The sequence below is a fragment of the Streptomyces sp. NPDC001594 genome, assembly GCF_042893675.1.
Taxonomy (GTDB): Bacteria; Actinomycetota; Actinomycetes; order Streptomycetales; family Streptomycetaceae; genus Streptomyces.
In genome coordinates, this window is the sequence record NZ_JBIAVB010000012.1 from 116,717 (window position 1) to 135,855 (window position 19,139).

Annotated in this window: 7 protein-coding genes and 1 pseudogene; 7 read left to right on the top strand and 1 reads right to left on the bottom strand. The window is 77.8% G+C overall.

Annotated features, from left to right (window positions below):
* Positions 1-65 precede the first annotated feature (65 nt).
* The 4 genes and pseudogenes from ACFY0O_RS23840 to ACFY0O_RS23855 all read left to right on the top strand — a co-directional run.
* Positions 66-1,220: an AAA family ATPase gene (locus tag ACFY0O_RS23840; RefSeq protein ID WP_388949696.1), complete on the top strand. Its 1,155-nt coding sequence runs from the start codon at positions 66-68 to the stop codon at positions 1,218-1,220.
* Positions 1,217-5,341 carry a DUF5682 family protein gene (locus ACFY0O_RS23845; RefSeq protein WP_388949698.1) on the top strand — a complete coding sequence of 1,375 codons (4,125 nt, stop codon included), beginning with the start codon at positions 1,217-1,219 and terminating at the stop codon, positions 5,339-5,341. Before ACFY0O_RS23840 ends, ACFY0O_RS23845 begins: the two co-directional genes overlap by 4 nt.
* Entirely contained in the window at positions 5,338-7,449 is a 2,112-nt protein-coding gene (locus ACFY0O_RS23850; protein WP_388949700.1) for a hypothetical protein, read from the top strand. Before ACFY0O_RS23845 ends, ACFY0O_RS23850 begins: the two co-directional genes overlap by 4 nt.
* A gap of 175 nt (positions 7,450-7,624) precedes the next feature.
* Positions 7,625-8,866 (top strand): annotated as a pseudogene (locus ACFY0O_RS23855) (DUF6777 domain-containing protein); the annotation flags it as partial.
* A 443-nt stretch (positions 8,867-9,309) separates the two neighbouring features.
* On the opposite strand, the gene ACFY0O_RS23860 reads toward ACFY0O_RS23855, so the two are convergent.
* On the bottom strand, positions 9,310-10,545 hold the full coding sequence (locus tag ACFY0O_RS23860; RefSeq protein ID WP_388949703.1) for an erythromycin esterase family protein: 1,236 nt from the start codon (positions 10,543-10,545) through the stop codon (positions 9,310-9,312).
* 87 nt (positions 10,546-10,632) lie between these two features.
* Here ACFY0O_RS23860 and ACFY0O_RS23865 point away from each other — a divergent pair, with 87 nt between their 5' ends.
* The 3 genes from ACFY0O_RS23865 (at position 10,633) to ACFY0O_RS23875 (ending at position 19,129) form a co-directional block, all read left to right on the top strand.
* Positions 10,633-11,397, top strand: coding sequence for a TioE family transcriptional regulator (locus tag ACFY0O_RS23865; RefSeq protein WP_388949706.1), 765 nt, complete (start codon positions 10,633-10,635; stop codon positions 11,395-11,397).
* A 129-nt stretch (positions 11,398-11,526) separates the two neighbouring features.
* The gene (locus ACFY0O_RS23870) at positions 11,527-13,827 is read left to right on the top strand and encodes an MMPL family transporter (RefSeq protein ID WP_388949709.1); all 2,301 of its coding nucleotides are present in this window, start codon (positions 11,527-11,529) and stop codon (positions 13,825-13,827) included.
* A 73-nt stretch (positions 13,828-13,900) separates the two neighbouring features.
* On the top strand, positions 13,901-19,129 hold the full coding sequence (locus ACFY0O_RS23875) for an aminotransferase class I/II-fold pyridoxal phosphate-dependent enzyme (protein ID WP_388949712.1): 5,229 nt from the start codon (positions 13,901-13,903) through the stop codon (positions 19,127-19,129).
* The last annotated feature ends 10 nt before the right edge of the window (positions 19,130-19,139 follow it).

The window sequence follows — 19,139 nt, forward strand, 5'->3', positions numbered from 1 at the left end:
TGATTCTCTCCTTGCTTCTCCTTGCTTCTCTCCGACTTCTTCGACCAGGACTTGAGGACTACCCGATGACCGTGACCGAACCGTCCGCCCCCGCGCGGCAGGTGGTGCCCGCCGAGGAGCGGTACGCCGCCGAACTGGCCTTCCTCGCCGCCCAGGACCCCGGCCCCCGCCCGCCGGGCTGGGCGCTGACCCCGCGCGCGGTGGTGACCTTCGTGTGCGGCAGCGGGGGCGAGGAGCTGGCCCTGCCCAAGCGGCGCGCCGGGCTGCCGTCCAAGCTGGTGATCGCCCCGAAGTTCGTCGGCGAACGCGCCCTGGTGGAGCGCTGCGTGGTGACCCTGGCCAGTGAGCGGGGGCTGCTGCTCACGGGCGAGCCGGGCACCGCCAAGTCGATGCTGTCCGAGCTGCTGTCGGCCGCGGTGTGCGGCACGAGCGCGCTCACCGTGCAGGGCACGGCGGGCACCACCGAGGACGCCTTCCGCTACGGCTGGAACTACGCGCTGCTGCTGGCGCAGGGCCCGACCCGGGAGGCCCTGGTCGACTCCCCCGTGCTCGCGGCGATGCGCGCCGGGCGGGTGGTGCGGGTCGAGGAGATCACGCGTTGCCTGCCCGAGGTGCAGGACGCGCTGGTGTCGATCCTGTCCGACCGGCGGGTGAGCGTGCCGGAGCTGACGGCGACCGAGGACTCGGTGGTCTCGGCGGCTCCCGGGTTCACCGTCATCGCCACCGCCAACCTGCGCGACCGGGGCGTCTCGGAGATGTCGGCGGCGCTGAAGCGGCGCTTCAACTTCGAGACGGTCGGCCCGATCTCGGACCCGGACGCGGAGGCCTCGCTGATCCGCCGGCAGGCCGTCTCCGCCGTGGAACGGGCCGGGGCCGCGTTCGGGGTGGACGACAGCGTGCTCGACGCGCTGGTCACCGTCTTCCGGGACCTGCGCTCGGGGCGCAGCGCGGAGGGCTGGGACGTGGAACGGCCCGGCACGGTCATGTCCACGGCGGAGGCGGTGCAGGTGGCGGCCTCGCTGGGGGTCGCGGCCGCGTACCTGCCGGGTGGTGACGTGCTGGACCTGCTGCCGGGTCATCTGCTGGGCGTGGTGCGCAAGGACGACCCGGCCGACCACGGACGGCTGCTGGGCTACTGGGACGGTCCGGTGCGCCGCCGGGCCGAGGACGGCTCGGCGATGTGGCGCCGGCTCTGGGACCTGCGCGGGAGCCTGCGTTGACGCCGACCGCTGAGCCACGGGAGGCGGTGGCGGCCCTGGCCGCCTCGCGCGCGCCCTACCTGCTGGGGGTGCGGCACCACAGTCCCGCCCTGGCGGCGGTGGTGCCGGCGCTGCTGGCGGCCGCGGACCCGGAGGTGGTCTGCGTGGAGCTGCCGGCCGACTTCCAGCCGTGGCTGACGCACCTGGCCGACCCGGAGACGGTCGCCCCGGTGGCCCTGGCGGGCCTGGGCCTTGAAGGCCGGCTGGCCTTCTATCCCTTCGCGGACTTCTCCCCGGAACTGGCGGCGATCCGCTGGGCCCGCGACCACGGGGTGGAGGTCCGCTGCTGCGACCTCCCCCTTTCGGACGCCGGCTGGTCCCTGCCGGCTGCGTCGGGGCCCGGAGCGGCCCCGGCGGCGCCGGGTACGGGCCCTGCGGACGGGCAGGCCGCGGCTTCGGCGGGGCCCACGTCCGGCAACACCGAGACGGCTTCGGCCCCGGCGGGACCCGCGGGGCCGTCCCCGGTACGGCCCGGGACGCACGGCGGCTCCGCGTCCGGCTCCGCCCCGGCGGGTCGCGGAACGGACGGCGACAGGGAGGCCGCCGCGCTGCCCACGACGGTGCCCGAGGCGGAGCGGAGCTCCGGGCCCGGTCCGGGTGCGGGCCCGCGCCGGTCCTACGGGGACGCGCTCGCGGCGTCCGGTACCGGGCGCGAGGGCGACGACCTGTGGGACCGGGCGGTGGAGGTCCTCGCCCCGGGCTGCTCCCCGGAGGCCGTACGCCGTGCCGCGCTCGGTGTCGGCTGGGCCCTGCGTGCGGACGCCGGTGCCGTGCCGGCGACGGACCTGGCGCGGGAGTCCCACATGCGGGAGGTCCTCACGGCGGCCGCCGAGGGAGGCCGCCGTGTGGCGGCGGTCGTCGGCGCCTTCCACGCCCCGGCCCTCCTCACGGAGACGCCGGTTCCGGCGCCCCGCGGGCACGCGGCCGACCCGGGGCAGAAGCCCGGGGCCCGCTCGGAGGCCGGGGACGGCGGGGGCGGGGTCGTGACCTCGTTCGTGGCGTATTCCCATGATCTGCTCGACTCGCGGTCCGGGTATCCCGCCGGGATCCGGGATCCGCTGTGGCAGCAGGCCGTCTTCGAGGCCGGCGGGGATCCGGTGCGGCTGCGGGAGGCGGCTGCGGCCGCGCTCGTCCGGCTGTGCCGGGAGCTGCGCCGCGCCGGGCACACCGCCGGGACGGGGGAGGCCGCCGAGACCCTGCGGCTCGCCTGCGACCTGGCGGGGCTGCGCGGGCTGCCCGCGCCCGGCCGCGGTGAGCTCCTCGAGGCCGTCACCACGGTGCTCGGGCAGGGCGAGCCCCTCGGCCGGGGGCGGGCGCTGGCCCGCGCCCTGGAGGCCGTCTTCGTCGGTACGGGCCGCGGCCGGACCACCCCGCACGCCCCGCGCTCCGGGCTCGGCCCTTCCGTGGAGGCGGAGTTGGCGGCCCTGCGGCTGCCGTCCCCCGAGGACGCGGCGCCGCGCGAGGTACGCCTCGACCCCCTGCGCTCCGAGCTCGACGGGCGCCGCGAGGTGCTACTCCGGCGCCTGCTGGTGTGCGGGGCCTCGTACGGCGAGCCCGTGGACGTCGCCGCCACCGGCGACGGCACCGCCCTGGGGAGCAAGTGGCGGCTGTCCTGGACCCCTGCGGTCCCGGCCCGCCTGGACCTGGCGGGGGTCCGCGGCGTCACCGCCGCCCAGGCGGCCGCGGGTACGTTGCGCGACCTCGCACGCCGCGAGGCCGCCGAGGGCGGCCCGACCGCCGCGCAGGTGCTGGCCGGCCTGGAGGCCGCCGCGCGCTGCGACCTGCCCGAGCTGGTCGACGTACGACTGGAGGAGGCGGCCGCCGTGCTGCCGGAGACCGCCGGGGTGGCGGAACTCCTTGAGGCCGTCGACCTGTTGGAGGGGCTGCGGCGCGGCCACCTCCCCGGCACCTCCGCCGGGGCGCGGGCGGCTGCCGGGGTGCTGGCCGGCGATCTGCTGGACGCCGCCGTACGGTCGTTGCCCGGTCTCGCGGGCAGTGACGACCCCGCCGACGCGGCCGCCCTGGTGGCCCTCTCCGACCGGGCCGCGGCGCGCGGGCTGGGCGTGCGGATGGATGCCTCCCTGGCGGAACTCGCCGACGGGGGGAGCCCGTTGATGCGGGGGGCCGCGTCGGCCGTACGGGTGCTGCTGGACCTGGACCCGGCGGCCGGGCTCGGCGCCCGCGCCGCCGCCTGGGTGGACGGGGCGGCCACGGCGGACGGGCGCCGCACCCTGGCCCGCCGGATCGCCGGACTGCTCACCGCGGCCGGGCCGCTGCTGGAGACCTCCCCGGCCGCGCTGACCCCGCTGCTGGACCGGGTGGACGGCCTGGCCGACGCGGACTTCCTGCAGCGGCTGCCCGCACTGCGGGCCGGGTTCGACGCGCTGTCCCCGGCCGCGCGGGACCGGCTGCTGGACACGGTGGCCGAGCGCCTCGGCGACCGGCCCGACCTCGCCCTAGACGCTCCGCCCGCCCTGCTCGCCCTCTGGGCCGCCGCCGACGCGGCGGGGCTGGGCGCCCTCAAGGAACTCCCGCTGCCCGTGCCTCCGGCGCGGCCGGCCGGGGCGGCGGTCTCCCCGCTGCCGGGGTCGCCCACGGTGGCGGCCGCCCGTGAACAGGAGAACGCCCGGGCGGGCACGGCGGCGGCCTCGCACGCCGACGAGCGGCGGCCCGCGGGGGCGGAACGGGCGCCTGCGGCGCGGCCGGCCGGTCCGGGCAGCGGAGCCGCGGACGCCACCCGTCCGGCGGCGCCGACGGGCACGGCCGCGGAAGCCGCGCCCCACGCGGACCACGGGCGGCCGCAGGAGTCGGCCACCGCAGGGGCACGGCCCGTCGCACGGCGGTCCGCCGAGACGGCCCTCGGAGCGGCGCGGCCGGCGGGCGCGGCCCTTCCGGGCAGCCGTACCGGCGCGTCCGGCGGGACGGCGGACCCCGCGGGCCCCGGTGCCGGGGAGGGGGACGGGCAGCGGCTCGCCGCCGCCGACCGGTGGCGGCTGCTGCTGGGCCGCCAGCGCGACCGGCTGCCGTCCGGGGCGCACCGGTACGCCCGCGCCCTCGACGAGCTGTACGGCGCGGGACGCGGTGAGGGCTCCGGCGACATCGGCCGGTCGGGGCCCGGCGGCGGGGACGGGCCGTCCTTCCCGACGGCCCGGGAGTGGTCCGAGGAGCTGGAGTCGCTGTTCGGCGCCGACGTACGGGAGGAGGTGCTCGCGGACGCGGCGGGCGCGGGCCGTACCGACGTACTGGCGCAGCTGGATCCGGCGGCCGTGCGCCCCTCCGTGGAACTGCTGACCTCCGTGCTCTCCCTGGCCGGCGGCATGCCGGAGCAGCAACTCGCCCGGCTGCGGCCGCTGGTGAAGCGACTGGTAGACGAGTTGGCGGCACAGCTGGCCACCCGCGTGCGGCCGGCCCTGTCGGGCCTGTCCACCCCGCGCCCGACCCGCCGCCCCGGCGGCCGGCTCGATCTGGCCCGCACCCTGCGGGCCAACCTGGCGCACACGCGGCGCTTCGACGACGGCCGGGTGGTCGTGGTCCCGGAGCGGCCGGTGTTCAGCACCCGCGCGTCCCGCGAGGCGGACTGGCGGCTGATCCTGGTGGTGGACGTCTCCGGCTCGATGGAGGCCTCCGTGGTCTGGTCGGCGCTGACGGCGGCCGTGCTGGGCGGGGTCCCGACCCTGTCCACGCACTTCCTGGCCTTCTCCACCCAGGTCGTCGACCTGACCGGCCGGGTCGCCGACCCGCTCTCCCTCCTCCTGGAGGTCCGCGTCGGCGGCGGTACGCACATCGCGGCCGGCCTCGCGCACGCCCGGACCCTGATCACGGTGCCGAGCCGCACCCTGGTCGTCGTGGTCAGCGACTTCGAGGAGGGCGCCCCGGTCGGGGGCCTGCTCGGGGAGGTCCGTGCGCTGGCCGCCTCCGGTGCCCATCTGCTCGGCTGCGCCGCACTCCACGACGCGGGCGCGCCCCGGTACTCGGTGCCGGTGGCGCGGCAGCTCGTCGCGGCCGGGATGCCGGTGGCCGCGCTCAGCCCTCTCGCCCTCGCCCGCTGGGTGGGCGACCGACTCCGTGGGGAGCCCCGATGACCAGCCCGCTGTTGCCGCCCGTCGCCGCCGAGGTGACGGCGGAGGCCGTGGAGGCCCTGAGCGCCCGGCTGCGCAAGAAGCTCGACGCGGCCGTGGAGGGGTGCCGGGACGGCGCGCGGGCCGGGGCGGACGGGGGCCTCGTCGTCTCCTTCGGCGAGGACGCGGTGGTGACGCTGCGGCCGGGGCCGTCGGGGGTGGTGGCGGAGGCCGGGCAGGCCCTCTGCACCTGCCTCCTCGCCCCGCGCTGCCTGCACCGCGCGGCGGTCCTGGCCGCGTCCCCGGTGGCGGACCCGTCCCCCTGGCCGGGCGAAGGCGAGGCCGGGGACCCGGATGCCGGTACCCCGTCGGAGGCGGGGCGGCCCGGGCCGTCGCCCTGCGGGGCCGGTCCCCTCCCCGCCCTTCCTCCGTTCCCCGGGCCCCGCCCGGACCCCGACACGGACCCCGCCGGCGGACAGGAGAACGCCCCGGGGGCCGCTGCCCCGGTCCCTGGCTCCGCCGACGGCACCGGCCCCACCGGGACGGCCGGCCCGGCGGACGGGCCCGGCCCCCGGGGCGCGTACGGCGCGACCCCGGCCCCCGCAACCGCCGGGGGCGGCCCTGCCGCAGACGGATACGCCCCCGGACGCACGCGTGGCCCGGGCGGGCCCGGCGTCACCGCCGGGGTCGGCGCGGGACCGGGCGGGGACGCGCCCAGCGCCGCGCAGGTGCGGGCCGGGGCCGCGCTGTGGGGGGTAGGGGCCGAGGCCCTCGCCGCCGGGGCGGCCGCCGGGGGCGCGGTGGTGCAGGCCGAGTTGCTGCGGGCCGCGCACACCGCCCGCGTGGCCGGGCTGCCCGGTGCCGAGGCCGCCGCGCTGCGGGTGGTGCGGGGGCTGCGGGCCGCCCGGGAGCGGCGGGCCGGTGAGCGGCTGGCCGACCTGACCGCCGCCTTCGAGGCGCTGCTGCGCACCGCCGCGCTGCTGGCGGCCGGTACGGGCGGCCCCGGGCTGACCGGGAGCGGCCGCCGGGCCTACGCCTCCGGGGGCAGCCTGCGGGTGCACGGCCTGTGCCGGGAGCCCGTGCTGACGGCGACCGGCTACGGCGGCGTGGTCACCCACCTGCTCGGGGCGGACGGCGTCCCCTACTCGCTGTCGGACGTCCGCCCCGGCGGCCTCGCCCGTGCCCGCGGTGCGGGGGCCGCGTCCGTGGCCCTGGGCGGCGGCGTCCTCGACCACGCCGGGCTCGCGCGCGGCGGCCTGCGCATCGCCGGGGCGACGGTCTCCGCCGACGGGCGGCTCGGCGCGGGACGCGGGGTGCGGGCCACGCCCGTGCCGGGTGTCTCCTGGGACCGGGAGCCGCTCGCCGCGCTGTTCGCCCGCCCGGCGGTCGAGGCCGTCGCCGAGCTGCTCGCGCGGGACGCCGAACCCGGCCTGCTGGGCTGCGCCGTCCGGGTCGAGGGCGCGGCCGGCGAGCACCTCCTGGTGCGGGAGCTGTCGCCCGACGGCACGGTACGGGCGGACGCGCCGCTGCTCCGGCTGGTCCCGGCGCACCCGCACCCGGAGCTGGCGCACACCGCCAATCTGCGCCGGCTGGCCGGCTGGCCGGGGCTGGCGCTGCGGGTGGTGGGCCGCCCGGACCCGGACCGGGCGGCCACGCTGCGGCCCCTCTGCGTGGGGCCGGTGCCGGGGGCCGCGTACACGCTGCGGCTGCCGCCGGAATGGCGGGACCGGGCCGACCTCGGCTACGACCGCCTCCAGGGCGGCCACGTCACCGGCGAGGCCCCCGCCGCCGCGCCGGGCCCCCTCGAACCGGGCCCGGATCCGCTGGCCGACTCGCCCCTTTGGCGGGTGCGCCGGCTGCTGGAGGCCGGGGTCGCGGGCGGCCGCCGGGCGGTGGCGGAGTCGGCGCGCCCGCCCGAGCCTGAGGCCGGGTACGGGCCGTTGCGCCGGGCCGGGTTCACGGCGGCGGCGGACCTGGCCGCGGCCCTCGTCGCGGAGGCGGACCGGCGGCCCCGGGACGCCTTCGGCCGGCTCACCGACCCGTCGGCGGACGGGTACGCGTGGGCCTGGCTGGCGGCCTCGGCGCACCTGACGGCGGCGCGGCGGTCGCTCGTGGCCGCTTCCTGGGCGTAGGCGGAGGAGGGCGGGTGAAGCGGGGCCGGGGCCCGGTGTAGGCCGTTCGGCTTGCGGACCCCACGGGGCCGGGGGACACAATGGGCGCTAACGGTGTGAAACTCGGATGAAATTGCATAAAACATGTACGCCGTTCGAGTTTCGCGTTCCTGCGCCCGCCCGGTGGGAGGGGAATGTGAGTTCCGAACCGCTGTCAGAGCGTCCCACCGGCCCGCCCTCCGGCCCCCTCTCCGGGCGCCCGTCCGGCGACCAGGCCGGCCCCACGCCACCGCCCCCGCCCTCGGGCGGCGGCCCGCCGTCGGGCCCCGGCGGCCCCGGTCCCGGCGGACCGAGGCCGTCGTCCGGCGGCGACGGCCACCGCCCCTGGTGGCGGTCCGTGCCGCGGATCGCGGCGATCACCGCCGCCGTGGTCGTCGCCGTGGTCCTGGCCGTCGTGCTCGGCCGTCCCGGCGGCCAGACGGCCTCGGCCGGCGAGGTCATCCTCCAGCCCACGGACGACGCGGGCGTGGACCCCTACACCCCGTCGACCGCCAACACCACCTCCGCCCTGCCGGCGGCGGCCCCCACCGCGGCTCCCGTCAAGCGGGACAACATCGCCAGCGTGACGGGCTCGGAGCCGGGCCTCTACGGCGGCACCCGCAACACCGCCAGCTGCGACGTGGAGAAGCAGGTCCGCTACCTGTCGGCCGACCCCGCCAGGAACCGCGCGTTCGCCTCCGTCGTGGGCGTGCAGGAGTCCTCGGTCCCCGCCTACCTGCGGTCGCTGACGCCCGTGCAGCTGCGTTCGGACACCCGCGTCACCAACCACGGCTACCGCAACGGCGTCGCCACCAGCTACCAGTCCGTGCTGCAGGCGGGCACGGCCGTGCTGGTGGACAAGTACGGGGAGCCGAAGGTGCGCTGCGCCTGCGGCAACCCGCTGAGCCGGGTGGTCCCGCAGCAGGGCACCCCGCGGCAGAAGGGGGCCAGCTGGCCCGGGTACCAGCCGCAGAACGTCGTGGTCGTCAACCGCTCGACCACCGTGATCAACGTCTTCGTCCTGTACGACCCCAAGGACAAGAAGTGGGTCCACCGGTACACCGGTGACCAGGTCCACCACGACAGGCCCGCCCCGCCCCCGCCCCGGCACTGGCCGACGAACCCCCCGTCCCCGCCCTGGACGCACACCCCGGGGACGCAGTCGCCCTGGACGCACACGCCGGGAACGCAGACACCCGGCACGCAGACACCCGGCACGCAGACACCCGGCACGCAGTCCCCGGGCACGCAGTCCCCTGGCACGAAGCCGCCCACGGAGACCCCGGGAACGAAGTCCCCGGGCACCACGCCCCCGGCCACCGAGACCCCGGGAGGGAAGACGCCGACGGCCACCCCGACCGGCACGCCCACGGGCACCGCGACCGGTGCGACCGAGACCCCGGCGCCCACCCCCACCCCGACGCCCCACACCGAAATGCCCGTGCTGCCGCCCGTGCCCACGCCGGCCACCACCACCGAATCGCCGGTGACCCCCACGCCGAAGCCGACCCCGACGCCGAAGCCGACCCCGACGCCGGCGACCAAACCCCCGGCGCCCACCCCCACCCCGACGCCCCACACCGAGATGCCCGTACTGCCGCCCGTACCCACGCCTGCCACGCCGGCGCAGACACAGGGCCCGGCCACCCCGCCTCCGGTCACGGAACGGCCCGCGACACCGCCACCGCCGGCAGCCACCCAGGCGCCTCCGACCGAACGGCCCGCCGAACCGCCCGCCCCCGACCAGAACCAGCAGAACCAGAACCAGAACCAGAACCAGCAGAACGACAACCGGCAGAACCAGAACCAGAACAACCAGAACAACCAGAACCAGCCCGGGTACTAGCCCGCCCGTCCGACCTCCCGCCGGGGCCCTGCCTCCGGCGGGAGGTCGCGTACGTACACCAGCCCGTCGACCGTCGCCAGGTGGGCCGGGTCCAGCGGGGCGTAGCCGAACCAGGGCGACACGCGCGGCGCGGGCGGCGCGGCGGCGAGGACGGCCGCCAGACCGCGCGGGTCGACGAGGGGGCGGTCCGCCGGCAGCGCGTGCAGCAGCCCCTCCACCGTGTCCGGGGGCGGGGTGTCCACCCCGCGGTGCCGGATCGTGCCGACGGCGGTGGAGACGAAGGCGTACTCCCGGCCGAGGCGGGCGTCCACCAGCGCACCGGCGCTCCACCACTCCAGCGCGGTCCCGCCCATCCGCATGCAGCTCTTCTCCCGCTGCAGGTGGGCGTTGTGCGCGAAGACCAGGACCGGGCCCCGCTCGGCGAGGGCGAGGAGGTTGTCGGCCATCATCCGGTCACGCACCCCCGACAGCCGGGACCAGCGGGACGGCGACGGGTCCGCCGTCCAGTGGTGGTAGTGCAGCAGGCCGGTGGCGGTGCGCCCGTACAGCCGTGCCCGCTCCCAGTCCTCCCTCGACGTCGCGGAAATCAACCCCGGGCTCTGCTCGTCGAGCAGTTCCACCAGGTCGTCGGCGAGCAGCCGCAGCTCCCTGGCCTCGGCGGAGCGCCCCACGGACAGCGCCGGGTCCCACATCACGCCCTCGTCGGTCCACGGCCCGTCCGGGCCGAGTAGGCGGTCGAGCGTGTCGGCGTCACAGGGCAGCAGTGCCGGATCGACCGATGCCGCGAGCCTGCGGTGAAGGGCGGTGAGGGCCTGCCGGGGGCTCTCGGGCGCGGTGATCTCCAGCGGGCCGTCGATGCCGGCGAAGCGGAGCCGTTCGGCGGGGGGCCGGGCGGCGTTGTACTCCCGCATCCAGCGCACGAGCCCGCGGTTGGCGGCGGAGGCACCGAGCCCGTGGCTGAAGCCCCCCTCCATCACCGCGTCGAGGGTGCCCTCGCCCGTGGCGAGGTAGTCGTCCACGACCAGGCCCCGCAGGCAGTCGCTCTCGATCGCGACCGTCCGGTAGCCCTCCTCCTCGATCAGCCGGCGGAAGAGGTCGTTGCGCAGTTCGAGGAGGGCGTCCTCGCCGTGGGTGGGCTCGCCCAGGGCGAGCACCCGGGGCCGGTTCCCGAGCAGTTCCCTCAGGGCGGCGGCGTCGAGCGTACGCAGGGTGTGCTTGATGTCGATTGCCATGCATTCCACGCTATCGTTGAACTTTCGGTGGAGAGTTGGGCGGCCAACCAGCGCGCTATCCTCGGCGAGGTGGAACAAAACCTTCAAATGGGTCGGAAGCTCAGGCCGGTCGATCTCGCGCGCGCCCACGGTCTGTCCACCCAGGCGGTCAGGAACTACGAGGAGGCGGGGATCCTCCCGTCCGCCGCCCGCGGCGAGAACGGCTACCGCGTCTACACCCCGGGGCACGCCCTGGCTCTGGCCGCGTTCCTGGCGCTGGTGCCCGGCCACGGCCACGCGACGGCGACGGCCGTGATGCGGGCGGTGAACCGGAACGCCGCCGACGAGGCCTTCCGCCTCATCGACCTGAGCCACGCCCAGCTGGCGGAGGACCGCCGGACGCTCGAAGCGGTGGAACGGGCCCTTCGCGACCTCGCTCCCGCGGCGAAGGCGGCGGCGGCGCCGGAGGCGGCGGAGGCACCGGAGGCGGCGGAGGCACCGGACAGGAATGCCGGCGGCGGCCCCGGCGGCCGGTTCATCGGACCCCTGGCGCGGGAGCTCGGGGTCCGGCCCGCGACCCTGCGCAAGTGGGAGGCCGCCGGGCTGGTGCGCCCGCTCCGCGACCCGCTGACCGGGTACCGGGTCTACGACGCGGCCGCCGTGCGCGACGCCCGGCTCGTCCACCAGCTGCGGCGGGGCGGCTACCTGCTGGAGCAGATCGCGCCGCTGGCCGAGCAGGTGCGCGCGGCGGGCGGGGTGGAGCCGCTGGAGGCCGCCCTCGGCGCCTGGCGGGCCCGACTGTCGGCCCGTGGCCGGGCCCTGCTGGCGGGGGCCGCGGAGCTGGAGGCGTACCTCCGGGAGGCTGTCAAGTAACGAACAGCCGGGGCTACGTGCCCCGTACCTCCCCCGGGCACGGTGGAAGTCCACCGCCCCGCGCACCCGTCGGGTGCCGGAGCACCCGTCCGGACCGGAGGCATCATGTTCCGTCGTGCGGGGGACCGCGTGACCCGCCGTCCCCGACTCGTGCTCCTCGCCGCGCTGGCCTTCCTCGTCCTGGCCGCCGTGTTCGGCGCGGGCGCGGCCGGCCGGCTGAAGAGCCAGGGCTACGACGACCCGCGCTCCGAATCCAGCCGCGCCGCCCGGCTCCTGGCCGAGCACGCCGGGGCCGAACCGAACCTGGTCCTCGTCGCCCGGACCCGCGGCGGCTCCGTCGACGACCCGGCGGTCCGCAGTGCGGGCGAGGCCCTGACCGCCCGGCTCGCCGCCGAGCCGTACGTGGGCGGGGTGACCTCGTACTGGTCCGCCGCTCCCGGGGCCGCGGAGCTGCGCGGCCGGGACGGGGACGCGGCCATGCTGGTGGCGCACCTGGACGGCGAGGGCGGGCAGCTCGGCGAGCGCGCCCGGCGGCTGCGCGAGGAGCTGGGCACGGGCGGTGCCCCGGACGGCGGCGCCGGACCCGTCCTGGCCGTGCACGTCGGCGGTGCGGCCGTGGTCGACGCCGAACTCCAGGACCTCTCGGAGTCCGACCTGAAGCGGGCCGAGGCCGTCGTCCTGCCGGGCACCCTGGTGCTGCTGGTGCTGGTGTTTGGCAGTGTGGTGGCCGCGGCGCTGCCGCTGCTGATCGGGGTGCTGGCCATCGCCGGGACGCTGCTCGTGCTGAGCCTGCTGGGCGGTGTCACGGACGTGTCCGTGTTCGCGCTGAACCTCACCACGGCGCTGGGCCTTGGGCTGGGCATCGACTACGGACTGCTGGTGGTCTCCCGGTTCCGCGAGGAGCTCGCCGCCGGGCACCTCCCGCGCGAGGCCGCCGTGCGGACCGTGCGGACGGCCGGCCACACCATCGGGTTCAGCGCCGCGACGGTCGCCGCCGCCCTGGCGACGCTGCTGGTCTTCCCCCCTTACTTCCTGCGCTCCTTCGCGTACGCGGGCATCGCCGTGGTGGCCATCGCGGCGGTCAGCGCCGTCACGGTGCTGCCCGCGCTGCTGACGCTGCTCGGTGAACGGGTCAACGCCTGGCCCGTCCCCTGGCGCCGGCGGGCCCGCAGCGGCTCGCGCTCGCGGCTGTGGGAGGGGCTCGCGCGGATCGTCGTGCGGCGGCCGCTGCTGGCGGCGCTGCCGGTGATCGGCCTGCTGCTGGTGCTCGCCGCGCCGTTCGCGCACGCCGGTTTCGCCACCCCGGACGACCGGGCGCTGCCGGTGAGCTCGTCCAGCCGGCGCACCGGTGACCTGGTGCGGGAGGAGTTCGACCCGGCGGGCGCGAGTGCGCTCTCGGTGGTGCTGACGGGCCCGGTGTCCGCGTCGGAGCGGGCCGACTACGCCCTGCGGCTGTCGCAGCTGCCGCACGTGGCCCGGGTGACCGGCCCCGGGGTCGGCTTCCGGCAGGGCCTGCCGGAGCAGGCCCCCGGCCCCGGCCCGCAGGTGGCCCCGCCGGCCGCCCCGGGCGGGGCGGCCGCCGCGGGAGCCGGTCCGGAGCGGCTCTCCGTGGTGCCGCTGGACGACCCCCGGTCGAGCGCCGCGCAGCGGCTGGTGCACGAGGTCCGTGCCACTCCGGCCCCGGCGGGCACCGCCGTTCTCGTCGGCGGGCCGAGTGCGGTACTGGTCGACGCCAAGGCCACGGTGGGGGCGCGGCTCCCGCTGGCGCTGTACTTGATCGCCCTGACCACCTTCGCCCTGCTGCTCGGCTTCACCCGGAGCCTGCTGCTGCCGCTGAAGGCGATCGCGCTGAACGCCCTGAGCCTCGCGGCCGTCCTCGGTGCGATGGTCTGGGTGTTCCAGTCGGGCCATCTGCGCGACCTGCTGGGCTTCACGCCCGGGCCGCTCAGCACGACCATGCCGGTGCTGCTGTTCTGCATCGTCTTCGGGCTGTCGGTGGACTACGAGGTGTTCGTGCTCGCGCGCATCAAGGAGGCGCACGAGGCCGGCGAGGACAACGCCACGTCGATCGTCTCGGGCGTCTCCCGCACCGGCGGCATCGTGACGACCGCGGGCGCCCTGCTCGCGTTCACCCTGCTGAGCTTCGGCACCTCGCAGGTGTCCCTGCTGCAGTTCTTCGGCATCGGCGCCGGCCTCGGCGTGCTCCTCGACGCCACCTTGGTACGGGGGGTCCTGGTACCGGCGCTGATGCGCCTGGCGGGCGCCTGGAACTGGTGGGCGCCCTGGCCGGTGACCGCCGCGGCACGGCCGGCGCCCCGGCCCCCACCGCCCCTTCCCGCGCCGCCCCCGCCCCCGCCCCCTCCGGCCGGCGCGTGCCCGACCCGGGCGGTCCTGGCGGCGCCCCCGCCCCCGGCCCTCGCGCCGCCCTGACCCGGCGCGCCCCGCCCCGTTCCCCCTGATCCCCGCCACCACGACACGGCACACACATCGAAGGAAGACCGTCATGACCGACATCGCCATCACCGGACTCGGCTGCCGCTTCCCCGGCGCCCGCGACACCCGCGCCTACTGGAAGCTCCTGATGAGCGCGGAGCGCCAGTTCTCCTCCGTCCCGGCGGAGCGCTGGAACCACGGGACCTTCCACGAGCCCGGAAACCACTCGGCCACCCACGCCGCCTACACCGACCAGGTCGCCTTCCTGGACGGGGTGGACCGCTTCGACGCCCTCCACTACGGAGTGCCCCCCGCCCGCGCCCGGGCCATGGACCCGCAGCACCGGCTGATGCTCGACGTGACCCGCGAGGCCCTCGAGGACGCGGGGCTGGGGCGCGGCGACTTCGACCGGGAGAACACCGGCGTCTTCTTCGGCCTCTCCGTCTCCGATTACAAGGACCTGATGGCGGCTCCCCTGCGGGCGATCGCCCTGGCCGAGGAGGAGGGGGCCGCGGACGGCACCTTCGACCGCGAGGCCGCCCGGGAGCAGGCCCGGCGGTTCGGCACCGTGCAGTCCTTCACCCTGCCGGGGAGCCTGCTCAACATGGCCTCCGGCACGGTGAGCCGGCAGTTCGACCTGGGCGGCCCCAGCTTCGCCGTGGACGCCGCCTGCTCCGGCTCCCTCGTCGCCCTCGACCAGGCGATCGCCCAGCTGCACCGGGGCACCTGCCGGATCGCGGTCGTCGGCGGCGTGTACCTCAACCTCACGCCCGACAGCCTGATCGGCTTCTCCCGGCTGCGCGCGCTGTCCGCCGCCGGGGTGTGCCGCCCGTTCGACGCGCAGGCCGACGGCTTCGTCCTCGGCGAGGGCGCCGGCACGGTCGTCATCCGGCCGCTCGCCGACGCGCTCGCCGCCGGGGACCGCGTCTACGCCGTGATCCGGGGCATCGGCTCCGCCAACGACGGCGCCTCCCCCGGCCCGCTGGTCCCCACGGCCGAGGGCCAGCTGCGCGCCATGCGCCGTGCCTACGAGGACGCCGGGGTGCCCCCGTCCTCCGTGGGCTTCCTGGAAGCCCACGGCACCGGCACCGCCGCGGGCGACCGCGCCGAGATCGAGGCGCTGCGGCGGCTGCGCACCGAGTGGCCGGACGACGACCCGAGCCTGTGCTGGCTCGGCTCGGGCAAGGCCCTCATCGGGCACGCCCTGTCGGCGGCGGGCATCGCGGGCCTGATCAAGACCGCCCTGGTGGTCCACCACCGCACGATCGTGCCGCAGCCGCGCACCGCCCCGCACCCGGACCTGGGCGTTGCCGCGGCCGGCCTGCGCTTCGCCGAGACCCCGCGGCCGTGGAAGGACGGGGACGCCCCGCTCCGGGCCGCCGTGAGCTCGTTCGGCTTCGGCGGCACCAACGTCCACGTGGTGCTGGAGGAGCGGCCCGCGCCGGCTCCGGCCCGCCCGCCGCTGGAGGCCCCCTTTCCCGCCCACGGCACGCCCCAGCTGGTCCTCCTGTCGGCCGGCAGCCCCCGGCTGCTGGACCGGCACATCGGCGACGTGCTCGACGCCCTTGCGGCACTCGACCCGGCGGACCGGCCCCCGCTGGGGGCACTGGCCCACACCCTGGGCGGCCGCGCGCCGCTGAAGACCCGGCTGGCGATCGTGGCCGCCGACACGGAGGAGTTCACGGAGCGGCTGCGCCGGGCCCGCCGGCAGCTGGAGGACGGCGCCCGCGGCGACCTCGGCGACGACGCCTTCGCCGCCGAGGCCCCGCTGCCGCCCGCGCAGCGCCGGGTCGCCCTGCTCTACCCCGGCCAGGGCAGCCAGCGGCCGGGCATGATGCGGGACCTCTACGAGCGGTACGCGGGGTTCCGTACGGCCGTCGACGCGCTGGGCGCCGTCGCCGGAGCGGACACGGCCGCCCTGTTGTACGGGACGCGGCCGGCCCGCACAGGGTCGCCGGCGGAGGAGGCCGGGCGGCGGCTGGCCGCCACCGAGGTCTGCCAGCCGGTGCTGGGCGCCGTCCAGCTCGCCGCCACCGCTCTGCTCGCCGACTGCGGGATCACCCCGGACCTCACCCTCGGACACAGCGTCGGGGAGTTCGCGGCGGCGGCCGCCGCCGGGGCGCTGACCGGCGAGGACACCGTACGGCTGCTGGCCGGGCGGGGTGCGGCGATGCGGCGGGCGGCGGAGAGCGGCCCGCCGGGCGGGATGCTCGCGGTGCAGACGGACGAGGAGACCTGCCGGCGGCTGGTCGAGGGCATCGACGGGGTGTGGCCCGCCTGCTTCAACGAGCAGCGCCAGATCGTGGTCAGCGGCACCGCGCGGGGCCTGGCCGCGCTGCGGGAGGCCTGCGCCGGGGCCGGGGTGGTCACGGTGGCGCTCGAGGTGACGGGGGCCTTCCACTCGCCGCTGCTGGCACCGGCCGAGGAGGAGGTGCGCGCGGTGCTCGCCGCCCGGCGGATCACCGCTCCCGTGGTGCCGTTCGTCTCCTCGGTGGACGGGCAGCTCTGCGCGGACCCCGCCGCGCTGCGCGGGCTGTGGGCCCGGCACGCGTCCGTGCCGGTGCGCTTCGGTGACGCGGTCCGCACCGCCTACGGGCAGGGCGCGCGCGTGTTCCTCCAGGTGAACGGGGGCGGCTCGCTGCTCACCGCGGTCCGCCGCACCCTCTACCACCACGACGACGTGCACCTCTTCGCCGCCGACGCGGTGGAACGGGAGGACGGCCGCGGCTTCGTCCGGACCCTGGCCCGGCTCGCGGTCCTGGGCGTCCCGGTCGATCCGCGGGGCCTGGTCCCGGCCGAGCACCGCCGGATGCTGGACCTGCCCCCGGCGGAGCTGGACGCCCAGTCCTACTGGGTACCGGCCGGGCGCCCCGCCCCGCCCGCGCAGCCCCCGTCGGACGGCACCCCGTACGAACTCCTGCGCCTGATCCGCCACCAGGCGGCCCTCCTCACCCACCTCACCAACGCCCTCCCGGAACCCCGCAAGCCCGTCCCCACGACCACCGCGGCCCCGCCCGCGACAGCCCGGACCGGGGCCGCCCCGGCCGACGCACGCCCGGCGGTCGACGCCACGGCAGCGGACAACCGTCCCGAAGCCGCCCGGGGCCCGGACGGCCCGGCCCTGAGGGCCCGTGCCGACTCCAGGCCCGGCGGTGCGGCGGCCGCCACCCCGGCGGACACCGCCCGGACCGACGCGGGCCGGGTCGGGGCCGCACCGGCCGGTGCGAGCCTGGCCCCTGACGTCCCGGCCTCCGGCACCCGGGCCGACGCCGTCCGGTCACCGGATGCCCGGGGCGCCTTCCAGGGGCTCGACGGCCGGGATCCGGCGGGCCCGGGCGGCCTTCCGGCGGCCACGCCGGCCCCGGCCGCGGGTGCCGCGGAGGGCCCTGCCGTGGCCGTCCCCGAACCCGCCGTCCCCCTCTGGACCGCCTCCTCCGCCCGGCTCACCGCCCCACCGGCGCCCGTGCCGGAGGGGTCCGACCCGCTCGCTTCCCATGGGGAGCCCGTTCCCCGCGACCGCGAGGCCGACGCGGTCACCGAGTCCGTCCTCGCGCAGGTGGCGCGGGTCAGTGCCTTCCCCGTCGGCCATCTGCGCGGGGACCAGCTCCTGGTCGACGACCTCGGGTTCGACTCGCTGATGCTGACCGACCTGTTCACGGCCCTGGCCCGGCAGTGGCCGCAGTGGGAGTTCGACGAGGGGGCCGCCGCCCGGCCGACCGTCGGCGGGCTGGCCGCACAGATCGCCGCCGCCCACCCGGTCCCCGTGCCACGGGTCGCGCCGGAGCCGGCCGCCCCGGCGACCGACCCCGAGGCGCCCGCCGCCCCACCCCAGGCCGCCCCGACCTCCGCGCCACAGGCGCCCGCCACAGCCGCCCCCGCCCCCGCACCGCAGACCGTCCCGGAGCCCGTCGCCCCGACCCCCGCGCCGCGGGCCGTCCCGGAGCCGGTCGCCGCGGCCCCCGCGCCCGAGGCATCCCCCGTGGCCGCGCCGCCGGCGCCCGGGTGCGAGCCGCCGCCCGCGGGGGCGCCGCTGCCCGAGGAGCACACGCGGATCGAGTGCTTCCCCGAGGTCGCCCGTCACGGCGAGCGCTTCGCCCTCCTCGGCCGGACGGGGCTGGCCAACCCGTACTTCCTCGTCCACGAGGGCGGCCTGACCGGCACCACCGTGGTCGACGGCCGCGAGCTCCTCTCCTTCTCCGGCTACAACTACCTCGGCATGGCCACGGACCCGCGGGTCACGGCGGCGGCCCGGGAGGCCGTGGAGCGCTACGGCACCTCGGTGTCGGCCAGCCGGCTGCTGTCCGGCAACCGCCCGCTCCACCTGGAGCTGGAGGCGGAGCTCGCCGCCCTGCTCGGCTGCGATTCCGCCCTCGCCCTGGCCAACGGCCACGCCACCAACGTCACCGTCGTCGGGCACCTCGTGGGCCCCGGGGACCTCGTGGTCCACGACGCCCTGGCCCACGACAGCATCCTGCAGGGCTGCCGGCTCTCCGGCGCCACGCGGCGGCCGTTCCCGCACGACGACGCCGCCGCCCTGGACGCCTTGCTGGCCCAGGTCCGCCACCAGTACCGCAGGGTGCTCGTGGTCGTCGAGGGCGTGTACAGCATGGACGGCGACATCGCCGACCTGCCGGCCCTGATCGAGGTCAAGCGGCGGCACGGCGCCCTGCTGATGGTCGACGAGGCGCACAGCATCGGGACGATCGGCGCGACGGGCGGCGGCATCGGCGAGTACCACGGTGTGGACCGCGCGGCCGTCGACCTGTGGGCGGGCACCCTGTCCAAGGCGCTGGCCGGCTGCGGCGGCTACGTCGCGGGCGCCCGGGCGGTGGTCGAGTACCTGCGGTACACCGCCCCCGGCTTCGTCTACAGCGCCGGACTGACCCCGGCCGACACGGCCGCCTCCCTGGCCGCGCTGCGCCTGCTGCGGGCCGAACCGGAGCGGGTGGCCCGCCTGGCGGCGAACGCCTCCCTGTTCGCCCGCCTGGCGCGTGCGGCGGGGCTCGACATCGGCGACAGCCACGACACGCCCGTCGTGCCGTGCATCGTCGGGGACTCGGCGAAGACCCTGCGCCTGGCGGAGGCCCTGTTCCGGCAGGGCGTCAGCGTCAACCCCATCCTCCACCCGGCCGTCCCGGAGGAGCTGGCCCGGCTGCGGTTCTTCGTCACCCGCGACCACACGCCCGAACAGATCCGCCGGACGGTGACCGCGCTGACGCGGGAACTGCGCCGGCTCGACGCGGCGGCGGCCGGGGCGGGGGCTGCGGGCTCCGCCGCCGCGGCCCCGGCTGCCGCCTGACCGGGGCCCG